Source organism: Oryzisolibacter propanilivorax (assembly GCF_900103645.1).
Taxonomy (GTDB): Bacteria; Pseudomonadota; Gammaproteobacteria; order Burkholderiales; family Burkholderiaceae_C; genus Melaminivora; species Melaminivora propanilivorax.
Window position 1 is genome coordinate 585081 of the sequence record NZ_FNHP01000002.1, and the last position, 13922, is coordinate 599002.

Below are 13922 nucleotides of genomic sequence, written 5' to 3' on the forward strand. Positions count from 1 at the left end.
TCAGGCCGTCGCTGCTGGCGCCACGCGCGGCGGCTGCAGCTGGCTGGCGATGAGCGCCGCCACGATCAATGCCGCCCCGGCCAGGCCGCTCGCGCCCAGCGTCTCGCCGATCAGCACCCAGGCGGTGAGCGCGGCGAACACCGGCTCCAGCCCGAAGACGATGGCGCTGCGCATGGCGTCCACGCGCTGCTGGCCCCAGGCCTGCAGCGTCACCACCACCACGCTGGCGACCACCCCCAGGTAGACCAGCGCCGCCAGGCTAGGGCCGGGCAGGGCGCCGAGGGCGTCCCAGGTGCTGGCCATGCCGCCATGGCGTGCCAGCAGCAGCACGCCGGCGGCGGCGCACATCACCAGCGCCTGCATCGCCGCCAGGCGCGTGGCGCGCAGCGGCTGGCGGGCGGTGCGGCGCGCGCATTCCTCCAGCACCAGGATGTAGACGGCGTAGAACAGCGTGCTGCCCAGCGTCAGCGAGTCGCCCAGGTTCCACGGCGCGTCCTCGTGGAACATCAGCACCATGCCGGCCAGCGCCATGGCGCAGGCCAGCCACAGCGCGGCGCCGTAGCGCCGGCCCAGCACGGCCATCGCCAGCACCGGCACCACCAGCACGTTCAGCCCGGTGACGAAGGCGTTGCGGTTGCTGCTGGTGCGCGCCAGGCCCTCGACCTGCAGCCAGAAGGCGATGAACAGCAGCGCGCCCAGGAACGCGCCCCAGCGCGCTTCCGGCGCACGCAGGCCGCGCCACATCGGTGCCAGCACCAGCAGGGCGATGGCGAAGCGCACCCAGATGATCTGCAGCGCGTCCAGCTGCGCCGACAGCAGCTTCATCGCGGGAAAGGTAGTGCCCCACACGGCCACCACCAGCAGCAGGGCCAGCAGCCCCTGGCGTTCTGAACGCATGTTTACTATTGGAATGATAGCTGCACGCCCTTATGGAATAAGGGCTGGAGCCGTTTTTGACTGAAAGTCCTGGCCTGGCGCCCAGGCCGCTGGGCAGCGCGCGCTCAGGCGTTCATGCGCCGCAGGAACGAGCGGATGCGCTCGCTGGCCGGCTGGCCGAAGAACTCCGCCGGCGGCGCGTCGTGCGCGATGCAGCCCTGGTCGAAGAACATCACCCGGTCGGCCACCTCGCGGGCAAAGCCCATCTCATGCGTCACCACGATCATGGTCATGCCGCCGCGCGCCAGCTCGCGCATCACGTCCAGCACCTCCTGCACCATCTCCGGGTCCAGGGCGCTGGTCGGCTCGTCGAACAGCATGACCTTGGGCGCCATGGCCAGCGCGCGGGCGATCGCCACGCGCTGCTGCTGCCCGCCAGAGAGCTGCCAGGGGTACTTGTGCGCGTGGTCCTGCATGCCCACGCGCTTCAAGAGCTGCATGGCGCGGTCGTTGGCCTCGCCGCGCGCCGTGCGGTGGACGCGCCGCGGCGCCAGCGTCAGGTTGTCCAGCACCGTGAGATGCCCGAACAGGTTGAACTGCTGGAACACCATGCCCACCTCGCAGCGCTGCGCCTGCAGCGTGCGCTGGTCGTCCGTCACCGGCACGCCGCCGATGGTGATCGAGCCGCTGTCGTGCGGCTCCAGCCGGTTGATGGCGCGCAAGAGCGTGCTCTTGCCCGAGCCCGAGGCGCCGATAATGGTCGTGACCTCGCCGGTGCAGAACTGCGTGGACACACCTTTCAGGACTTCGTGGCTGCCGAAGGCCTTGCGCACGTCCTGGCAGACGATGTAGGGGGTGGCGGTAGAAGAATCACTCATGGCAGCAGGCCGCAAAAATCAGGGCGCAACGGTCGATACAGACACCCGCCAGCCCAGCAGACGCCGTGGGTCCGGCTTCGCCGGCCCAGTGGCGTCGTCCCCCTTCCCAGCGCGCAACGCGCGCGCCAGAGAAGGGGGAAGCCGCGCAGCGGCTCAGGGGGTTGCTCACTTGACTCTTCCTTCGACATCGAAGCGGTGTTCGATGGCATGCGTCACCTGCGTCACCAGCGTGGTCAGGATCAGGTAGGTGATGGCCACCGTGGTCAGCGTCGCCACCGGCTGGAAGGTGGCCGACTGGATGCGGTTGCCGACGTTGGTCAGCTCGACCACGCCGATGGCATAGGCCAGCGAAGAGTCCTTGAGCAGCGCCACGAAGTTGCTCACCAGCGGCGGCAGGGCGATCTTGAAGGCCTGCGGGAAGACCACGTCCAGGAACACGCGCGAGCGCGGCAGCCCCAGCGCGCGCGCGGCCTCGGTCTGCCCGCGCGGCACGGCCAGCAGGCCGGCGCGGATGGCCTCGGCGTTGTAGGCGCCGACGTTCAGGCCCAGGGCGACCACGGCGGCGGCGAAGTCCGGCAGGTTCAGCCACGGCACCAGCACCGGCAGCGCGAAGTACACGAACAGGATCTGCACCAGCAGCGGCGTGCCGCGGATCGCCCAGATGTAGAAGCTGGCCAGCCAGCGCAGGCCGATCCAGCGCGAGGTGCGCGCCAGCGCCGCCGCCGTGCCCAGGATCAGGCCGGCGGTGCCGGCCACCAGCGTCAGCTCCAGCGTGGTGAGCGCGCCTTCGGCGAACAGCGCGGCGTTGGAGCCGATGGGCTCGGGAAACAGCGACAGCAGCCGGCCCAGCAGCGACAGGACCAGTGCCATCAGCACCAGCGCGGCCACCAGCGTCGCGTTGCTGCGCTGCGGGCGGCTCCAGTGCGAGGGCCAGAGAGCGACAAGCATGTGGGAAAAAAGGGTCGGGGGCGAAACGCGCGCGCCGGGCACAACGGCCCGGCGCGCATCAAAGCATCGAAAAGCCTGCCGGCCAGACGGCTGTGGGCAGGCCGCGTGTCACTTGCAGGTCACGTCTTCCTGGAAGTACTTCTGCGAGATCTTGCCGATGGTGCCGTCGGCGATGAGGGCCTTCAGCGCCTGGTTCCAGGCGTCGGCCAGGCCCTGGTTGCCCTTGGCCACGGCGGCGGCGACCTGCTCGACGAACAGCATGTCGCCGGTCTTGAAGCCGGCCTTGGGCACCTTGGCCAGCATCTCCTTGGCGACGAATTTGTCGGTCACCCAGGCGTCCACGCGCTTGGAGCCGAGCGCGTTGCGCGCGGCCTCGTCGGTGGGGAAGTTCTTAACGTCTTTGATGCCCGGCACCTTCTTCACCGCGTCCAGATAGGTGGTGCCGGTCTGCACCGCGACCACCTTGCCCTTCAGGTCGCCGGCCTTGGCGATCTCCGGCTTCATGGAGACGATCTGGCCACCCGAGCAGTAGTGCGGCAGCGTGAAGGTGACGGCCTTGGAGCGCTCATCGGTGATGGCGTGCGAGGCGATCACCAGGTCCCAGCGGTCCTGTGCCAGGCCGGTCAGCAGGGCGTCGAAACCCACCGTCTTCCACTCGTACTTCAGGCCCATCTTCTTGGCCACGGCCTCGGCGACCTCGATTTCGTAGCCGGTGAGTTCCTTGCCCTTGAAGAAGTTGAACGGGGCGTACTGGCCCTCGGAGCCAAGAACGATGGTGCCGCTTTTCTCGATCTCGGCCAGCGGACGGGCCTGCACGGTGGCAGCGGCGCACAGCGCCAGGGCGGCAGCGGCCAGGGTCTTGAGCATCTTCATGGGGTTCCTGCGGGGTGGTTCAGGGCACGGACGCCGGGCGGGCGCAGGGGATGGGAAAAGCGCCGCCCGGGGCGAAATCTGCCCACGCATGGCACCCGCCGGATGGGCGGGCAGCGCGGGGTGGCGCATTATAAAGAGGCGCTTTTGACCACCGACATGGGCTCAAACCCGCGGCGGTGCACGGGTTTTGCCAAGAAAAGCACGGGCGTGCGGTTTGTCCGCGCGCGGCTTCAGCGCGCACGCACCAGGGTGGACTTGCCGAACAGGCTCTCCAGCAGGTCCACCGCCAGCTCGGCGGTCTGGTTGCGCACGTCCAGCGCCGGGTTCAGCTCCACCAGGTCGGCCGAGGCCAGTTGCCCGCAGTCGGCCAGCATTTCCATGCACAGCTGGGTCTCGCGGTAGGTCAGGCCGCCGCGCACGTCGGTGCCCACGCCGGGCGCCACCGACGGGTCCATGGCGTCCATGTCGAAGCTGACATGCAGGTGCGTGTCCGCGTCCACGTCGGCCAGCGCCTGCTGCATCACCGCGCGCATGCCGTGCTCGTCGATGCTGCGCATGTCGTGCACCGCGATGCCGTGCTCGGCGACGAAGCGCTTTTCCACCGCGTCCACGCTGCGCACGCCGATCTGCGTGATCTGCCCCGGCGCCAGCGCCGGCTGGCCGGCCAGTGCGGTGAGCGTGCGCGGGCCGTGCCCCATCAGGCAGGCCACCGGCATGCCGTGCAGGTTGCCGCTGGGCGAGGTGCCGGGCGTGTTGGCGTCGGCGTGGGCATCGAACCACAGCACCTTCAGCCGGCGGCCGCGCGCGCGGCAGTGCGCCGCCACGGCGCTGATGGAGCCGATCGCCAGGCAGTGGTCGCCGCCCATCAGCAGCGGTAGGCGGCCCTGGCCCAGGGCGGCGGCGGTGGCGCCGAACACCGCGCGGTTCCACTGCACCACCTCCTGCAGGTGGCGCAGGCCGTCCTGCGCCAGTGCCTGCGGGTTGCCGGGGCCGGGCAGGTTGCCGGCGTCGCGCACCTCCAGCCCCAGCGCGCGCAGCGCGCGGGCGATGCCGGCGATGCGCAGCGCATCCGGCCCCATGCTGGCGCCCAGCACGCTGGCGCCGACATCGGTGGGCGCGCCGATCAGGGTCACGGTGGTCATCACGGTCCTCCGGTCAGGGCAAACAAGGGGGCAGGCAGCGGGGCTCAGCGCAGGAAGGCGTCCCAGCCGGTTTTCAGGATCAGCGCGCCGACCACGAAGATGAAGATGCCGCGCACGAAGCCCGCGCCGTGCTTGAGCGCCAGGTGCGCGCCCAGCAGGCTGCCGACCACGTTGGCCACCGCCAGCGGCAGGGCGAAGTGCCACCAGACGTGGCCCTTGGCGGCGAACAGGAGCAGCGCGGCCACGTTGGTCGCCAGGTTCAGCAGCTTGGCCGAGGCCGAGGCGTGCAGGAAGTCGTAGCCCAGCACCCGCACGAACAGGAACACGAAGAAGCTGCCGGTGCCCGGACCGAAGAAGCCGTCGTAGAAGCCGATCCCCAAGCCGATGAGGCTGGCCGCCCAGGTTTCCGCGCCACCGGCCAGGCGCGGCGCGTGCGTGCGCCCCAGCTCCTTCTTCGCCAGGGTGTAGAGCAGCAGCGCCACCAGCACCAGCGGCAGCAGCTTGCGCAGGAAGTCGGCCGAGATCAGCGTCACCACCCAGGCGCCCAGGAAGGCGCCGGCAAAACCCGCGGCGGTGGCCGGCAGCATGGCGCGCCAGGGCATGGTCACGCGCCGGCTGTACTGCCAGGTGGCGATGCCGGTGCCCCAGATGGCGGCGCTCTTGTTGGTGCCCATGAGCGTGGCCGGCGCGGCGGCGGGGAAGGTGGCGAACAGCGCGGGCAGCAGTATCAGCCCGCCGCCGCCGACGATGGCGTCCACGAAGCCGGCCAGCAGCGAGGCCAGCGTGACGATGATCCATTCCATGGCGCGGATTGTCGCATCGCCGGCACTTCACTATTGATAGCTGCAGGCCCTTGATCTGCATGGGCTGGAGGCCGATTCGATGCCAAACAGCCGAAAAGCGCGCAAAAAAAAGCACCTGCCTTGCGGGCAGGTGCTGGGTGCAAAAAGGCGCCTCTTGTGGGCGCCTGATTGTGTGTTGGTGTTGTTGTGTTTTGTCTGTCTCCTCGGTCCCCTCGCGTGGCGTGCCGAGGCGCGCGTCGAGTGGGGGCAATGTAATCAAGTCATGCAGTTGTCACATCGGGGATTTCCCGCGTTGTCGGCGAATGATGCTTTTTGCAGTCAGTTACTTGCCTGGTCGTCGCCGCGGCGCAGCCACTGCGCGGCCATCTCGGCCAGCATCAGCGTCGGACTGTTGGTGTTGCCGCTGGTGATGGTCGGCATGGCGCCCGCGTCCACCACGCGCAGGCCGGCCACGCCGCGCACGCGCAGGCGCGCGTCCAGCACCGCCAGCGGGTCGTCCTCGCGGCCCATGCGGGTGGTGCCGACGGGGTGGAAGATGGTGGTGGCGATGTCGCCGGCCAGGCGCGCCAGTTCCTCGTCGCTTTGGTATTGCGGGCCGGGCTTGTATTCCTGCGGCGCATAGCGCGCCAACGCCGGCTGCCCGGCGATGCGGCGCACCACGCGCAGGCTGTCGGCGGCGACCTGGCGGTCCTCGGGGGTGGACAGGTAATTCGGCGCGATGGCCGGCGCGTCCTCGAAGCGCGCGCTTTTGATCGTGACGCTGCCGCGGCTGCTGGGGTTCAGGTTGCAGACACTGGCGGTGAACGCCGGGAAGGCGTGCAGCGGCTCGCCGAAGGCGTCCAGCGACAGCGGCTGGACGTGGAACTGCAGGTTGGCGTGTGGCCGGTCCGGGCTGCTGCGCGTGAAGGCGCCCAGCTGCGACGGCGCCATGCTCATCGGCCCGCTGCGGCGCAGGGCGTATTCCAGCCCGATGCGCGCCTTGCCCCACACGCTGGCGGCCAACTGGTTCAGCGTCGGCACGTCCCGCACCTGGTACACGGCGCGGATCTGCAGGTGGTCCTGCAGGTTGGCGCCCACGCCGGGCAGCTCGTGCAGCACTGGGATGCCGTGCGACTGCAGCAGCGCCCCCGGGCCGATGCCCGACAGCTGCAGCAGCTGCGGCGAATTCACCGCGCCGGCGCACAGCAGCACCTCGCCGCGGGCATGCGCGGTGACCATCTCGCGGCCGGTCCAGACCTGCACGCCGGTGCAGCGCAGCGTGCCGTCCGGCTGGCGCTCGGTGACCAGGCGCGTGGCCTGGGCGTGCGTCCACAGCTCGAAATTGGGCCGGCCGTAGCAGGTCGGGCGCAGGAAGGCCTTGGCGGTGTTCCAGCGCCAGCCGCCCTTTTGGTTGACCTCGAAGTAACCCACGCCCTCGTTGTCGCCGCCGTTGAAATCCTGGGTGGCCGGGATGCCGGCCTGCTGCGCGGCCTGGGCGAAGGCGTCCAGGATGTCCCAGCGCAGGCGCTGGCGTTCCACGCGCCACTCGCCGCTGCTGCCGGTGCGCCGGTTGCCGTGCAGCTGCTCGAACGCCGCATCCGCCTGGCCGGGCTGGTCCAGGCGCCAATGGTCCTCGTGGCGACGAAAGGCGCCCAGCACATTGCGCCAGCGCCAGGCATCGTCGCCCGTCACGTCGGCCCAGTGCTCGTAGTCGCGCGCCTGGCCGCGCATGTAGATCATGCCGTTGATGCTGCTGCACCCGCCCAGCACCTTGCCGCGCGGGTAGCGCAGGCTGCGCCCGTTCAGGCCGGCGTCGGCTTCGGTCTGGTACAGCCAGTCGGTGCGCGGATTGCCGATGCAGTGCAGGTAGCCCACCGGGATGTGGATCCAGTGGTAGTCGTCCTTGCCGCCGGCTTCCAGCAGCAGCACGCGCCGGCCGCGCTCGGCGCTCAGGCGGTTGGCCAGCAGGCTGCCGGCGGTGCCGGCGCCGACGATGATGGTGTCGAAAGTGGTGTTGTCGTGGCTCATGGCAGGCTTATCGCGCCTGGCTGACAGGCGGTCGGGGCATTGTCCGAAGACGCGCCCGGCTGTCCAGGGGGAAAGTCCTGCAAGCTATGCTTTGCGTAGCGGCATGCCCTTGTGTTGTAAGGGCTGCAGGCCGATATGGATGTTTTTTCAAAGCTCCGCGAGGCCGGCGCGCGATTGTGCAAAACTCCCCCTCCATGCCCGGCCTGACCCTGCCCACCCTGACCCGCGAGGACGCGCAGCAGCCCGCGCGGGTGCTGGCGGCCGGTGACTGGGTGGCCGCCGCGCTGGCCCAGCGCGCCGGCGCGCGCCGCCTGCTGCGCCAGCTGCAGGGCACGCGGCCAGACGCTGCCTGGGACCTCTCGGCCATCACGCGCCTGGACCACATCGGCGCGCAGCTGCTGTGGGACCAGTGGCGCCAGCGCTGGCCCGAGCAGCTGCAGATCGGCGACGCGCACCGCGACATGATCGAGCGCGTGGCCGAGTTCACCACCGAGCGCCCGGCGCGCCAGCGCGCCAGCCTGGGCCGCGCGCTGGACAGCCTGGGCACGCGCGTGCTGCACGCGCTGGACCATCTGCAGCACCTGGTGCAGCTGATCGGCCAGCTGCTGCTGGACGTGCTGCGGCTGCTGCGCCAGCCGGCGCGCGGGCCGTGGCGCGACATCTCGGGCCACCTGTTCCGCATGGGCGCGACGGCGCTGCCGATCACCGCGCTGGTGGGCTTCCTGATCGGCGTGGTGCTGGCCTATCTGATGAGCCTGCAGCTGCGCCAGTTCGGCGCCGAGGCCTTCATCGTCAACATCCTGGGCATCTCGCTGATCCGCGAGCTGGGGCCGATGCTGGGCGCCATCCTGGTGGCCGGGCGCTCGGGCTCGGCCATCACCGCGCAGATCGGCGTGATGCGCGTGACCGAGGAGCTGGACGCGATGCGCGTCATGGGCATCCCGCACGGCTTTCGGCTGGTCATGCCGCGCGCGCTGGCGCTGGGGGTGGCGATGCCGCTGATCGCGCTGTGGACCACGCTGGCGGCGCTGGCCGGCGGCATGCTGGCGGCGGACCTGGCCATGGGCATCTCGCCGGCGTACTTCGCGCAGGCGCTGCCGAACGCCGTGGGCGTGGCCAACCTGTGGCTGGCGATGGCCAAGTCGGTGGTCTTCGGCATTTTCATCGCGCTGATCGGCTGCCACTGGGGCCTGCGCGTCGAGCCCAACACGCAGAGCCTGGGGCAGGGCACGACCGCCTCGGTGGTCAGCGCCATCACCATGGTCATCATCGTGGACGCGCTGTTCGCGGTGGCGTTCAAGAACGTGGGCTTCTGAGGCCATGGCGCAGCTGTCCGCACCCGTCCCATCCGCCGACGCGCCGCCGGTGGTCGAGATCCGCGACCTGGCCACGGTCTTCGGCAAGGGGTCGGACGCGTTCACGGTGCACGAGCACTTGGATCTGACGGTGCGCCGCGGCGAGATCCTGTCGCTGGTCGGCGGCTCGGGTACCGGCAAGACGGTGCTGCTGCGCCACATCCTGGGCCTGACGACCCCCACGCGTGGCAGCGTGACGGTGCTGGGCCGACCGGCGACGGAGCTGGGCGGCGAGGGCGCCAGCAGCCGCGTGGGCATGCTGTTCCAGCACGGCGCGCTGTTCTCGGCGTTCAGCGTGCTGGAGAACATCGCTTTCGCGCTGCGCGAGTTGGGCACGCTGCCCGACGGGGTCATCACCGACGCCGCCCTGGTCAAGCTGCGCATGGTGGGGCTGAAGGCCGAGCACGGCACGCGCATGCCGTCCGACCTGTCGGGCGGGATGATCAAGCGCGCGGCGCTGGCGCGCGCGCTGATCATGGACCCGCCGCTGCTGCTGCTGGACGAGCCTACCGCCGGGCTGGACCCGAACAGCTCGGACGAGTTCTGCCAGCTGCTGCTGGAGCTGCACGCCGCGCTAGGGCTCACCGTCATCATGGTGACGCACGACCTGGACTCGCTGTTCGCGCTGTCCACGCGCGTGGCGGTGCTGGCCGAGCGGCGCGTGATCGTGGAAGGCACGCCGGACGAGGTGATGCAGTTCCAGCACCCGTTCATCGAACAATTTTTCCTGGGCGAGCGCGGACGCCGCGCCCGGGAGAGCGAGGAAAAAGCCTGATGGAAAACAAGTCCCACGCCCTGGCCGCGGGCGCCTTCGTGCTGGTGGTCGCCGCGCTGCTGACCGGCCTGGCGCTGTGGCTGACGCGCGACCAGACCGCCTACAACCTCTACGAGCTGTCCAGCAAGGACAGCGTCAGCGGCCTGCAGCCGCAGGCCGCGGTGCGCTACAAGGGCGTGGCCGTGGGCAAGGTCACCAGCATCGGCTTCGACCCCCAGGCCAGCGGCAACGTGCTGATCCGCATCGCCGTGGACCGCGCCGCGCCCATCAGCCCGACGACCTTCGCCACCCTGGGCTACCAGGGCGTCACGGGCCTGGCGCACATCCAGCTGGACGACGCCAAGAAGCCCCTGCCGCAGCCCGCGCCCGGCGCCAGCGGCCTGCCGCGCCTGCCGCTCAAGAGCTCGCCCTTGAGCCAGCTGGCCGAGCAGGGCCCGGCCATCCTGGGCCAGGTGCAGGAGGTGACCAAGCGCATCAACGAGCTGCTGGGCGAGGACAACCAGCAGCGCTTCGCCACCGCGCTGGAGCAGCTGGGCCAAGCCGCCGGCAGCGTCAACCAGCTGGCGCAGCGCCTGGAGCGCACCGTGGACACGCGCCTTGACCCGGCGCTGGCGGTGGTGCCGCAGGTGGCGCAGGACGCGCGCCAGACCCTGGCCGCACTGCGCCAGGCCGGCGACAGCGCCGGGCGCGCCGCCGAGGACATCGGCGCCACGGTGCGCGGCCTGAGCGCCGAGGGTGGGCCGATCCAGGAGATCGCCGCCGGCTCGAAGTCGCTGGCCGCCGCCGCCGACCGCTTCGGCCGCGTCACCCTGCCGCGCCTGAACCACGCCGCCGACGAGACCGCGCGCGCCGCGCGCCGCCTGGGCCGCACCGCCAGCGGCATCAGCGACAACCCGCAGTCGCTGCTCTATGGCCCGGGCGAGGCCGCGGCCGGCCCGGGCGAGCCCGGCTTCGCCCCGCCGCCCGCCCGCCCCTGACACGCGCCACCGGATTGTTGCCATGCAAACTATCAAAACCATAGCTGATCGCCGTTGTTCCACCAGGGCTGGAGCCCTTTTTGCCTGTGTTCTGGCCGGGCTGATGGCAAGCGGCTGCTCGGTGCTGCCCAAGCCCCCGGCGCGGCCCGACGTGTACGACTTCGGCCCGGGAACGGTGGTGGTGCCCGCGCCGGACGCCGCCGCCGCGCTGGCGCCGCTGGCGCTGGCCGACGTGGAGACCGTCGGCCTGCCCGAGGGCAGCTCGGCGCTGCTGTACCGCCTGGTCTACGCCAATGCCCAGCAGCTGCAGCCCTACAGCCAGGCGCGCTGGAGCCAGCCGCCGGCGCTGCTGGTGCAGCAGGCGCTGCGCGCCCATCTGGGCGCCGGGCGCGCCGTGCTGTCCGGCGACGACGGCCTGGCCACGCTGCTGCAGCAGGACCGCATGCCCACCGTGCTGCGCGCGCAGCTGGAGGAATTCAGCCAGGTGTTCGAGTCGCCGGCGCAAAGCCACGGCCTGCTGCGCCTGCGTGTCTCGGTGGCCGACGCCAGCGCGCGCGGCGAGACGCTGGTCGCGCAGCGCGTGTTCGAGGTGCGCCGGCCCGCGCCCAGCGCCGACGCCGCCGGCGGTGCGCGCGCGCTGTCCGAGGCCGCCGCCCAGGCGGCCACCGAGGTCGCGGCCTGGCTGCGCCAGCTGGGCCGCTGAACGCCGCCGCGCCCGGACGCGGCATGCGCCCCCAGGACGTGCAGCGCACGTCTTTTTTTTGCCTGCGCCACGGCCGCTGGGCGGCGGTGCGGCCTACACGCGGGCTGGGTGAGCGGCTGACGCCAGGCGCCACCGCCTGCCCACAGGCCACGCCCGGCGCCGCTTCTACAGTGCTTCCATCGCCTTTCGGGGCGCCGGCCCGGTCACCTGGAGCCCGGCACCGGCGGGCGAGCATCACCACCCGTTTCCTGGAACTGGAACATCGTTGAAGGAGAACCGTCATGAATGAAGACCGCATCAAGGGCAACTGGAAGCAGTTCACTGGCAAGGTCAAGGAGCAGTGGGGCAAGCTGACCGACGACGACCTGGACGTCATCGCCGGCAAGCGCGACCAGATGCTGGGCAAGCTGCAGGAGCGCGAAGGCCTGGCCCAGGACGCCGCCGAGGACCAGCTGAAGAACTGGGAGCGCGCCAACCCCGATTTCCGCTGGGACTGAGGCGCCACGCGCCATTCCCCTAGCCCCCGCCAAAAATTTCAAGTCAGAGAGAAGGAACACGACCATGACACATATGCGCAACCTGATGGCCCTGGCCATCGCGGGCCTGCTTGCCACTTCCGGCATGGCCATGACCAAGGAAGAGCACAGCGCCGCCAAGAACCGCATCGAGGCTGATTACAAGGCTGCCAAGGCACAGTGCGACACCCTCAAGGACAACGCCAAGGATGTCTGCCAGAAGGAGGCCAAGGGCAATGAGAAGGTCGCCAAGGCCGAGCTGGAGGCCCAGTACAAGCCCAGCGACAAGCACACCTATAAGGTGCACGAGGCCCGCGCCGACGCCAACTACGAGGTCGCCAAGGAAAAGTGCGACGACCTGTCGGGCAACGCCAAGGATGTCTGCGTGAAGGACGCCAAGGCCGCCCACGTGAAGGCCAAGGAAGACGCCAAGGTCGCCAAGGCCCAGGCCAAGCCGACCAACGACATGGCCGACAAGCGCGCCGACGTCGCCGAAGCCAAGAAGGATGCCGCCGAGGAAAAGCGCGAAGCCGATTACAAGGCCGCCAAGGAGCGCTGCGACAGCATGAGCGGCGACACCAAGGACAAGTGCGTGGCTGATGCCAAGCGCATGTACGCCCAGTAATTCGGACACTCCAAGCCTTTCGCCAGCTGCGCTGGCATCCAGCCCCGCCGCCCCGCGCAGCGGGGTTTTTTTTGTGCCTGGCCACGTGCCTTGACCAGCGTCAAGGCGCGCGCTGGCGCAGCCGCCTAGATTCGCTCCTTTGTCATACCGGCGAAGGCTGCGCGCGGCCTCCGCCACTGGAAGCGGGAGCTAAGGGCATGGCCACACTGGAGTGGAGCGGCGATCTGGCGCTGGGGCTGGAGCAGATGGACCAGACGCACATCGAATTCGTGCAGCTGCTGCAGGCGGCGCAGGGTGAGGAAGGCGACGCGCGCTTCGTGCCCGCGTTCCGCGAACTGGTCGAGCACACGGCCGAGCATTTCGCGCAGGAAGACCGCTGGATGCGCGCCACCGGCTTTGCCGAGGGCAACTGCCATACCACGCACCACGCCATGGTGTTGACCTCGCTGCGCGAGGGCCTGGACAAGGCCGCCGCCGGCGACTGCACGCTGGCGCGCGAGATGGCGGCCGAGCTGGGTGCGTGGTTCCCGCTGCACGCGCAGAGCATGGACTCGTCGCTGGCCGCGCACCTGCGCGAAGTCGGCTTCGACCCCGCGACGGCGCAGATGGCATTGCCCGAGGCGTTGCCAGCGCAGGTCATCCACGGCTGCGGCGGCGCCTGCTCGACGCCCACGCCGCAGGCCGCCTGAACGTTCGGCAGGCCGCCTGAGCCTGGTTGCCGCGTCAGCGCCCGGCCAGGCCGGGGAACAGGTGGTTCAGCCCGTCGGCCATGACCTCCACCGCCAGCGCCGCCAGGATCAGCCCCAGCAGCCGCGTCATGACGTTGATCCCGGTGCGCCCGAGCACGCGCGCGATCGGGTCGGCCAGCGAAAAACACAGCGCCGTGGCCAGCGCGATCACCACCCCGTAGCCGACCAGCGCCGCGTGCTGCCAGACGGTCTGCGCGCGGTCGGCGTAGATCACCACCGTGGACATGCTGGCCGGGCCGGTGAGCAGCGGAATGGTCAGCGGCACCACCGCCACGCTGTCGCCCTGGGCGGCCTTTTCGGCGCCGGCCTGCAGCACGCGCTCCTGCGGCTTGGCCTCGGCCGGGCGGGCGTTGAGCATGTTCACCGCGCTGATCAAGAGCAGCAGCCCGCCGCCGACCTGGAAGCTCTGCAGCGAGATGCTGAAGAACGCCAGGATCTGCAGCCCCAGCAGCGCGCATACGGCGATCACGCAGAACGCCGTGAAGGCCGAGACCTGGATGGTGCGCCGGCGCTGCTCGGCGTTGAAGCCCTCGGTGTAGTGGATGAAGAACGGCACGATGGCCAGCGGATTGACGATGGCCAGCAGGGCCACCAGCGGCTTGATCCAGTCCATCGGTCAGTCTCCGGCGGGGGCGGCGATGGCGGTGTTGGCTGGCATGGTGGACGGCTCCTGGCGGCAACAATGGAAGCCGCTAT

15 protein-coding genes are annotated in these 13922 nt (G+C 70.3%); 7 read left to right on the forward strand and 8 right to left on the reverse strand.

Features of this window, described 5'->3' with window-relative positions:
* The 7 genes from BLQ61_RS05345 to BLQ61_RS05375 form a co-directional block, all read right to left on the reverse strand.
* Window positions 1–897, reverse strand: coding sequence for a DMT family transporter (locus BLQ61_RS05345; protein ID WP_091567404.1), 897 nt, complete (start codon window positions 895–897; stop codon window positions 1–3).
* Window positions 898–1001: 104 nt separating this feature from the next.
* Window positions 1002–1754 (reverse strand): amino acid ABC transporter ATP-binding protein, encoded by a 753-nt coding sequence (locus tag BLQ61_RS05350; protein ID WP_091567406.1) that lies wholly within the window; start codon window positions 1752–1754, stop codon window positions 1002–1004.
* A 165-nt stretch (window positions 1755–1919) separates the two neighbouring features.
* A complete protein-coding gene (locus BLQ61_RS05355; protein ID WP_091567408.1) occupies window positions 1920–2702 on the reverse strand; it encodes an amino acid ABC transporter permease in 783 nt (260 codons plus the stop codon).
* Between the two features lie 108 nt (window positions 2703–2810).
* Window positions 2811–3575 (reverse strand): ABC transporter substrate-binding protein, encoded by a 765-nt coding sequence (locus BLQ61_RS05360; RefSeq protein WP_091567410.1) that lies wholly within the window; start codon window positions 3573–3575, stop codon window positions 2811–2813.
* A gap of 230 nt (window positions 3576–3805) precedes the next feature.
* Entirely contained in the window at window positions 3806–4717 is a 912-nt protein-coding gene (gene rocF / locus BLQ61_RS05365; protein WP_091567412.1) for an arginase, read from the reverse strand.
* 44 nt (window positions 4718–4761) lie between these two features.
* The gene (locus BLQ61_RS05370) at window positions 4762–5520 is read right to left on the reverse strand and encodes a sulfite exporter TauE/SafE family protein (protein WP_091567414.1); all 759 of its coding nucleotides are present in this window, start codon (window positions 5518–5520) and stop codon (window positions 4762–4764) included.
* 318 nt (window positions 5521–5838) lie between these two features.
* A complete protein-coding gene (locus tag BLQ61_RS05375; protein WP_091567416.1) occupies window positions 5839–7527 on the reverse strand; it encodes a GMC family oxidoreductase in 1689 nt (562 codons plus the stop codon).
* 194 nt (window positions 7528–7721) lie between these two features.
* On the opposite strand from BLQ61_RS05375, the gene BLQ61_RS05380 reads away from it, so the two are divergent.
* The 7 genes from BLQ61_RS05380 (at window position 7722) to BLQ61_RS05410 (ending at window position 13166) form a co-directional block, all read left to right on the forward strand.
* Complete coding sequence (locus BLQ61_RS05380) at window positions 7722–8843, forward strand: MlaE family ABC transporter permease (RefSeq protein WP_091567418.1); 1122 nt, start codon at window positions 7722–7724, stop codon at window positions 8841–8843.
* A gap of 4 nt (window positions 8844–8847) precedes the next feature.
* On the forward strand, window positions 8848–9657 hold the full coding sequence (locus tag BLQ61_RS05385) for an ABC transporter ATP-binding protein (RefSeq protein WP_091567420.1): 810 nt from the start codon (window positions 8848–8850) through the stop codon (window positions 9655–9657).
* A complete protein-coding gene (locus tag BLQ61_RS05390) occupies window positions 9657–10634 on the forward strand; it encodes an MlaD family protein (protein ID WP_091567422.1) in 978 nt (325 codons plus the stop codon). Before BLQ61_RS05385 ends, BLQ61_RS05390 begins: the two co-directional genes overlap by 1 nt.
* Before the next feature lie 22 nt (window positions 10635–10656).
* Window positions 10657–11337, forward strand: coding sequence for an ABC-type transport auxiliary lipoprotein family protein (locus BLQ61_RS05395; protein WP_091567423.1), 681 nt, complete (start codon window positions 10657–10659; stop codon window positions 11335–11337).
* A 281-nt stretch (window positions 11338–11618) separates the two neighbouring features.
* The gene (locus tag BLQ61_RS05400) at window positions 11619–11834 is read left to right on the forward strand and encodes a CsbD family protein (protein WP_091567424.1); all 216 of its coding nucleotides are present in this window, start codon (window positions 11619–11621) and stop codon (window positions 11832–11834) included.
* Between the two features lie 64 nt (window positions 11835–11898).
* Window positions 11899–12477: a hypothetical protein gene (locus BLQ61_RS05405; protein WP_091567425.1), complete on the forward strand. Its 579-nt coding sequence runs from the start codon at window positions 11899–11901 to the stop codon at window positions 12475–12477.
* Window positions 12478–12674: 197 nt separating this feature from the next.
* Window positions 12675–13166, forward strand: coding sequence for a hemerythrin domain-containing protein (locus tag BLQ61_RS05410; protein WP_091567426.1), 492 nt, complete (start codon window positions 12675–12677; stop codon window positions 13164–13166).
* Window positions 13167–13200: 34 nt separating this feature from the next.
* On the opposite strand, the gene BLQ61_RS05415 is transcribed toward BLQ61_RS05410, so the two are convergent.
* On the reverse strand, window positions 13201–13839 hold the full coding sequence (locus BLQ61_RS05415) for a MarC family protein (RefSeq protein WP_091567427.1): 639 nt from the start codon (window positions 13837–13839) through the stop codon (window positions 13201–13203).
* Window positions 13840–13922: the final 83 nt, after the last annotated feature.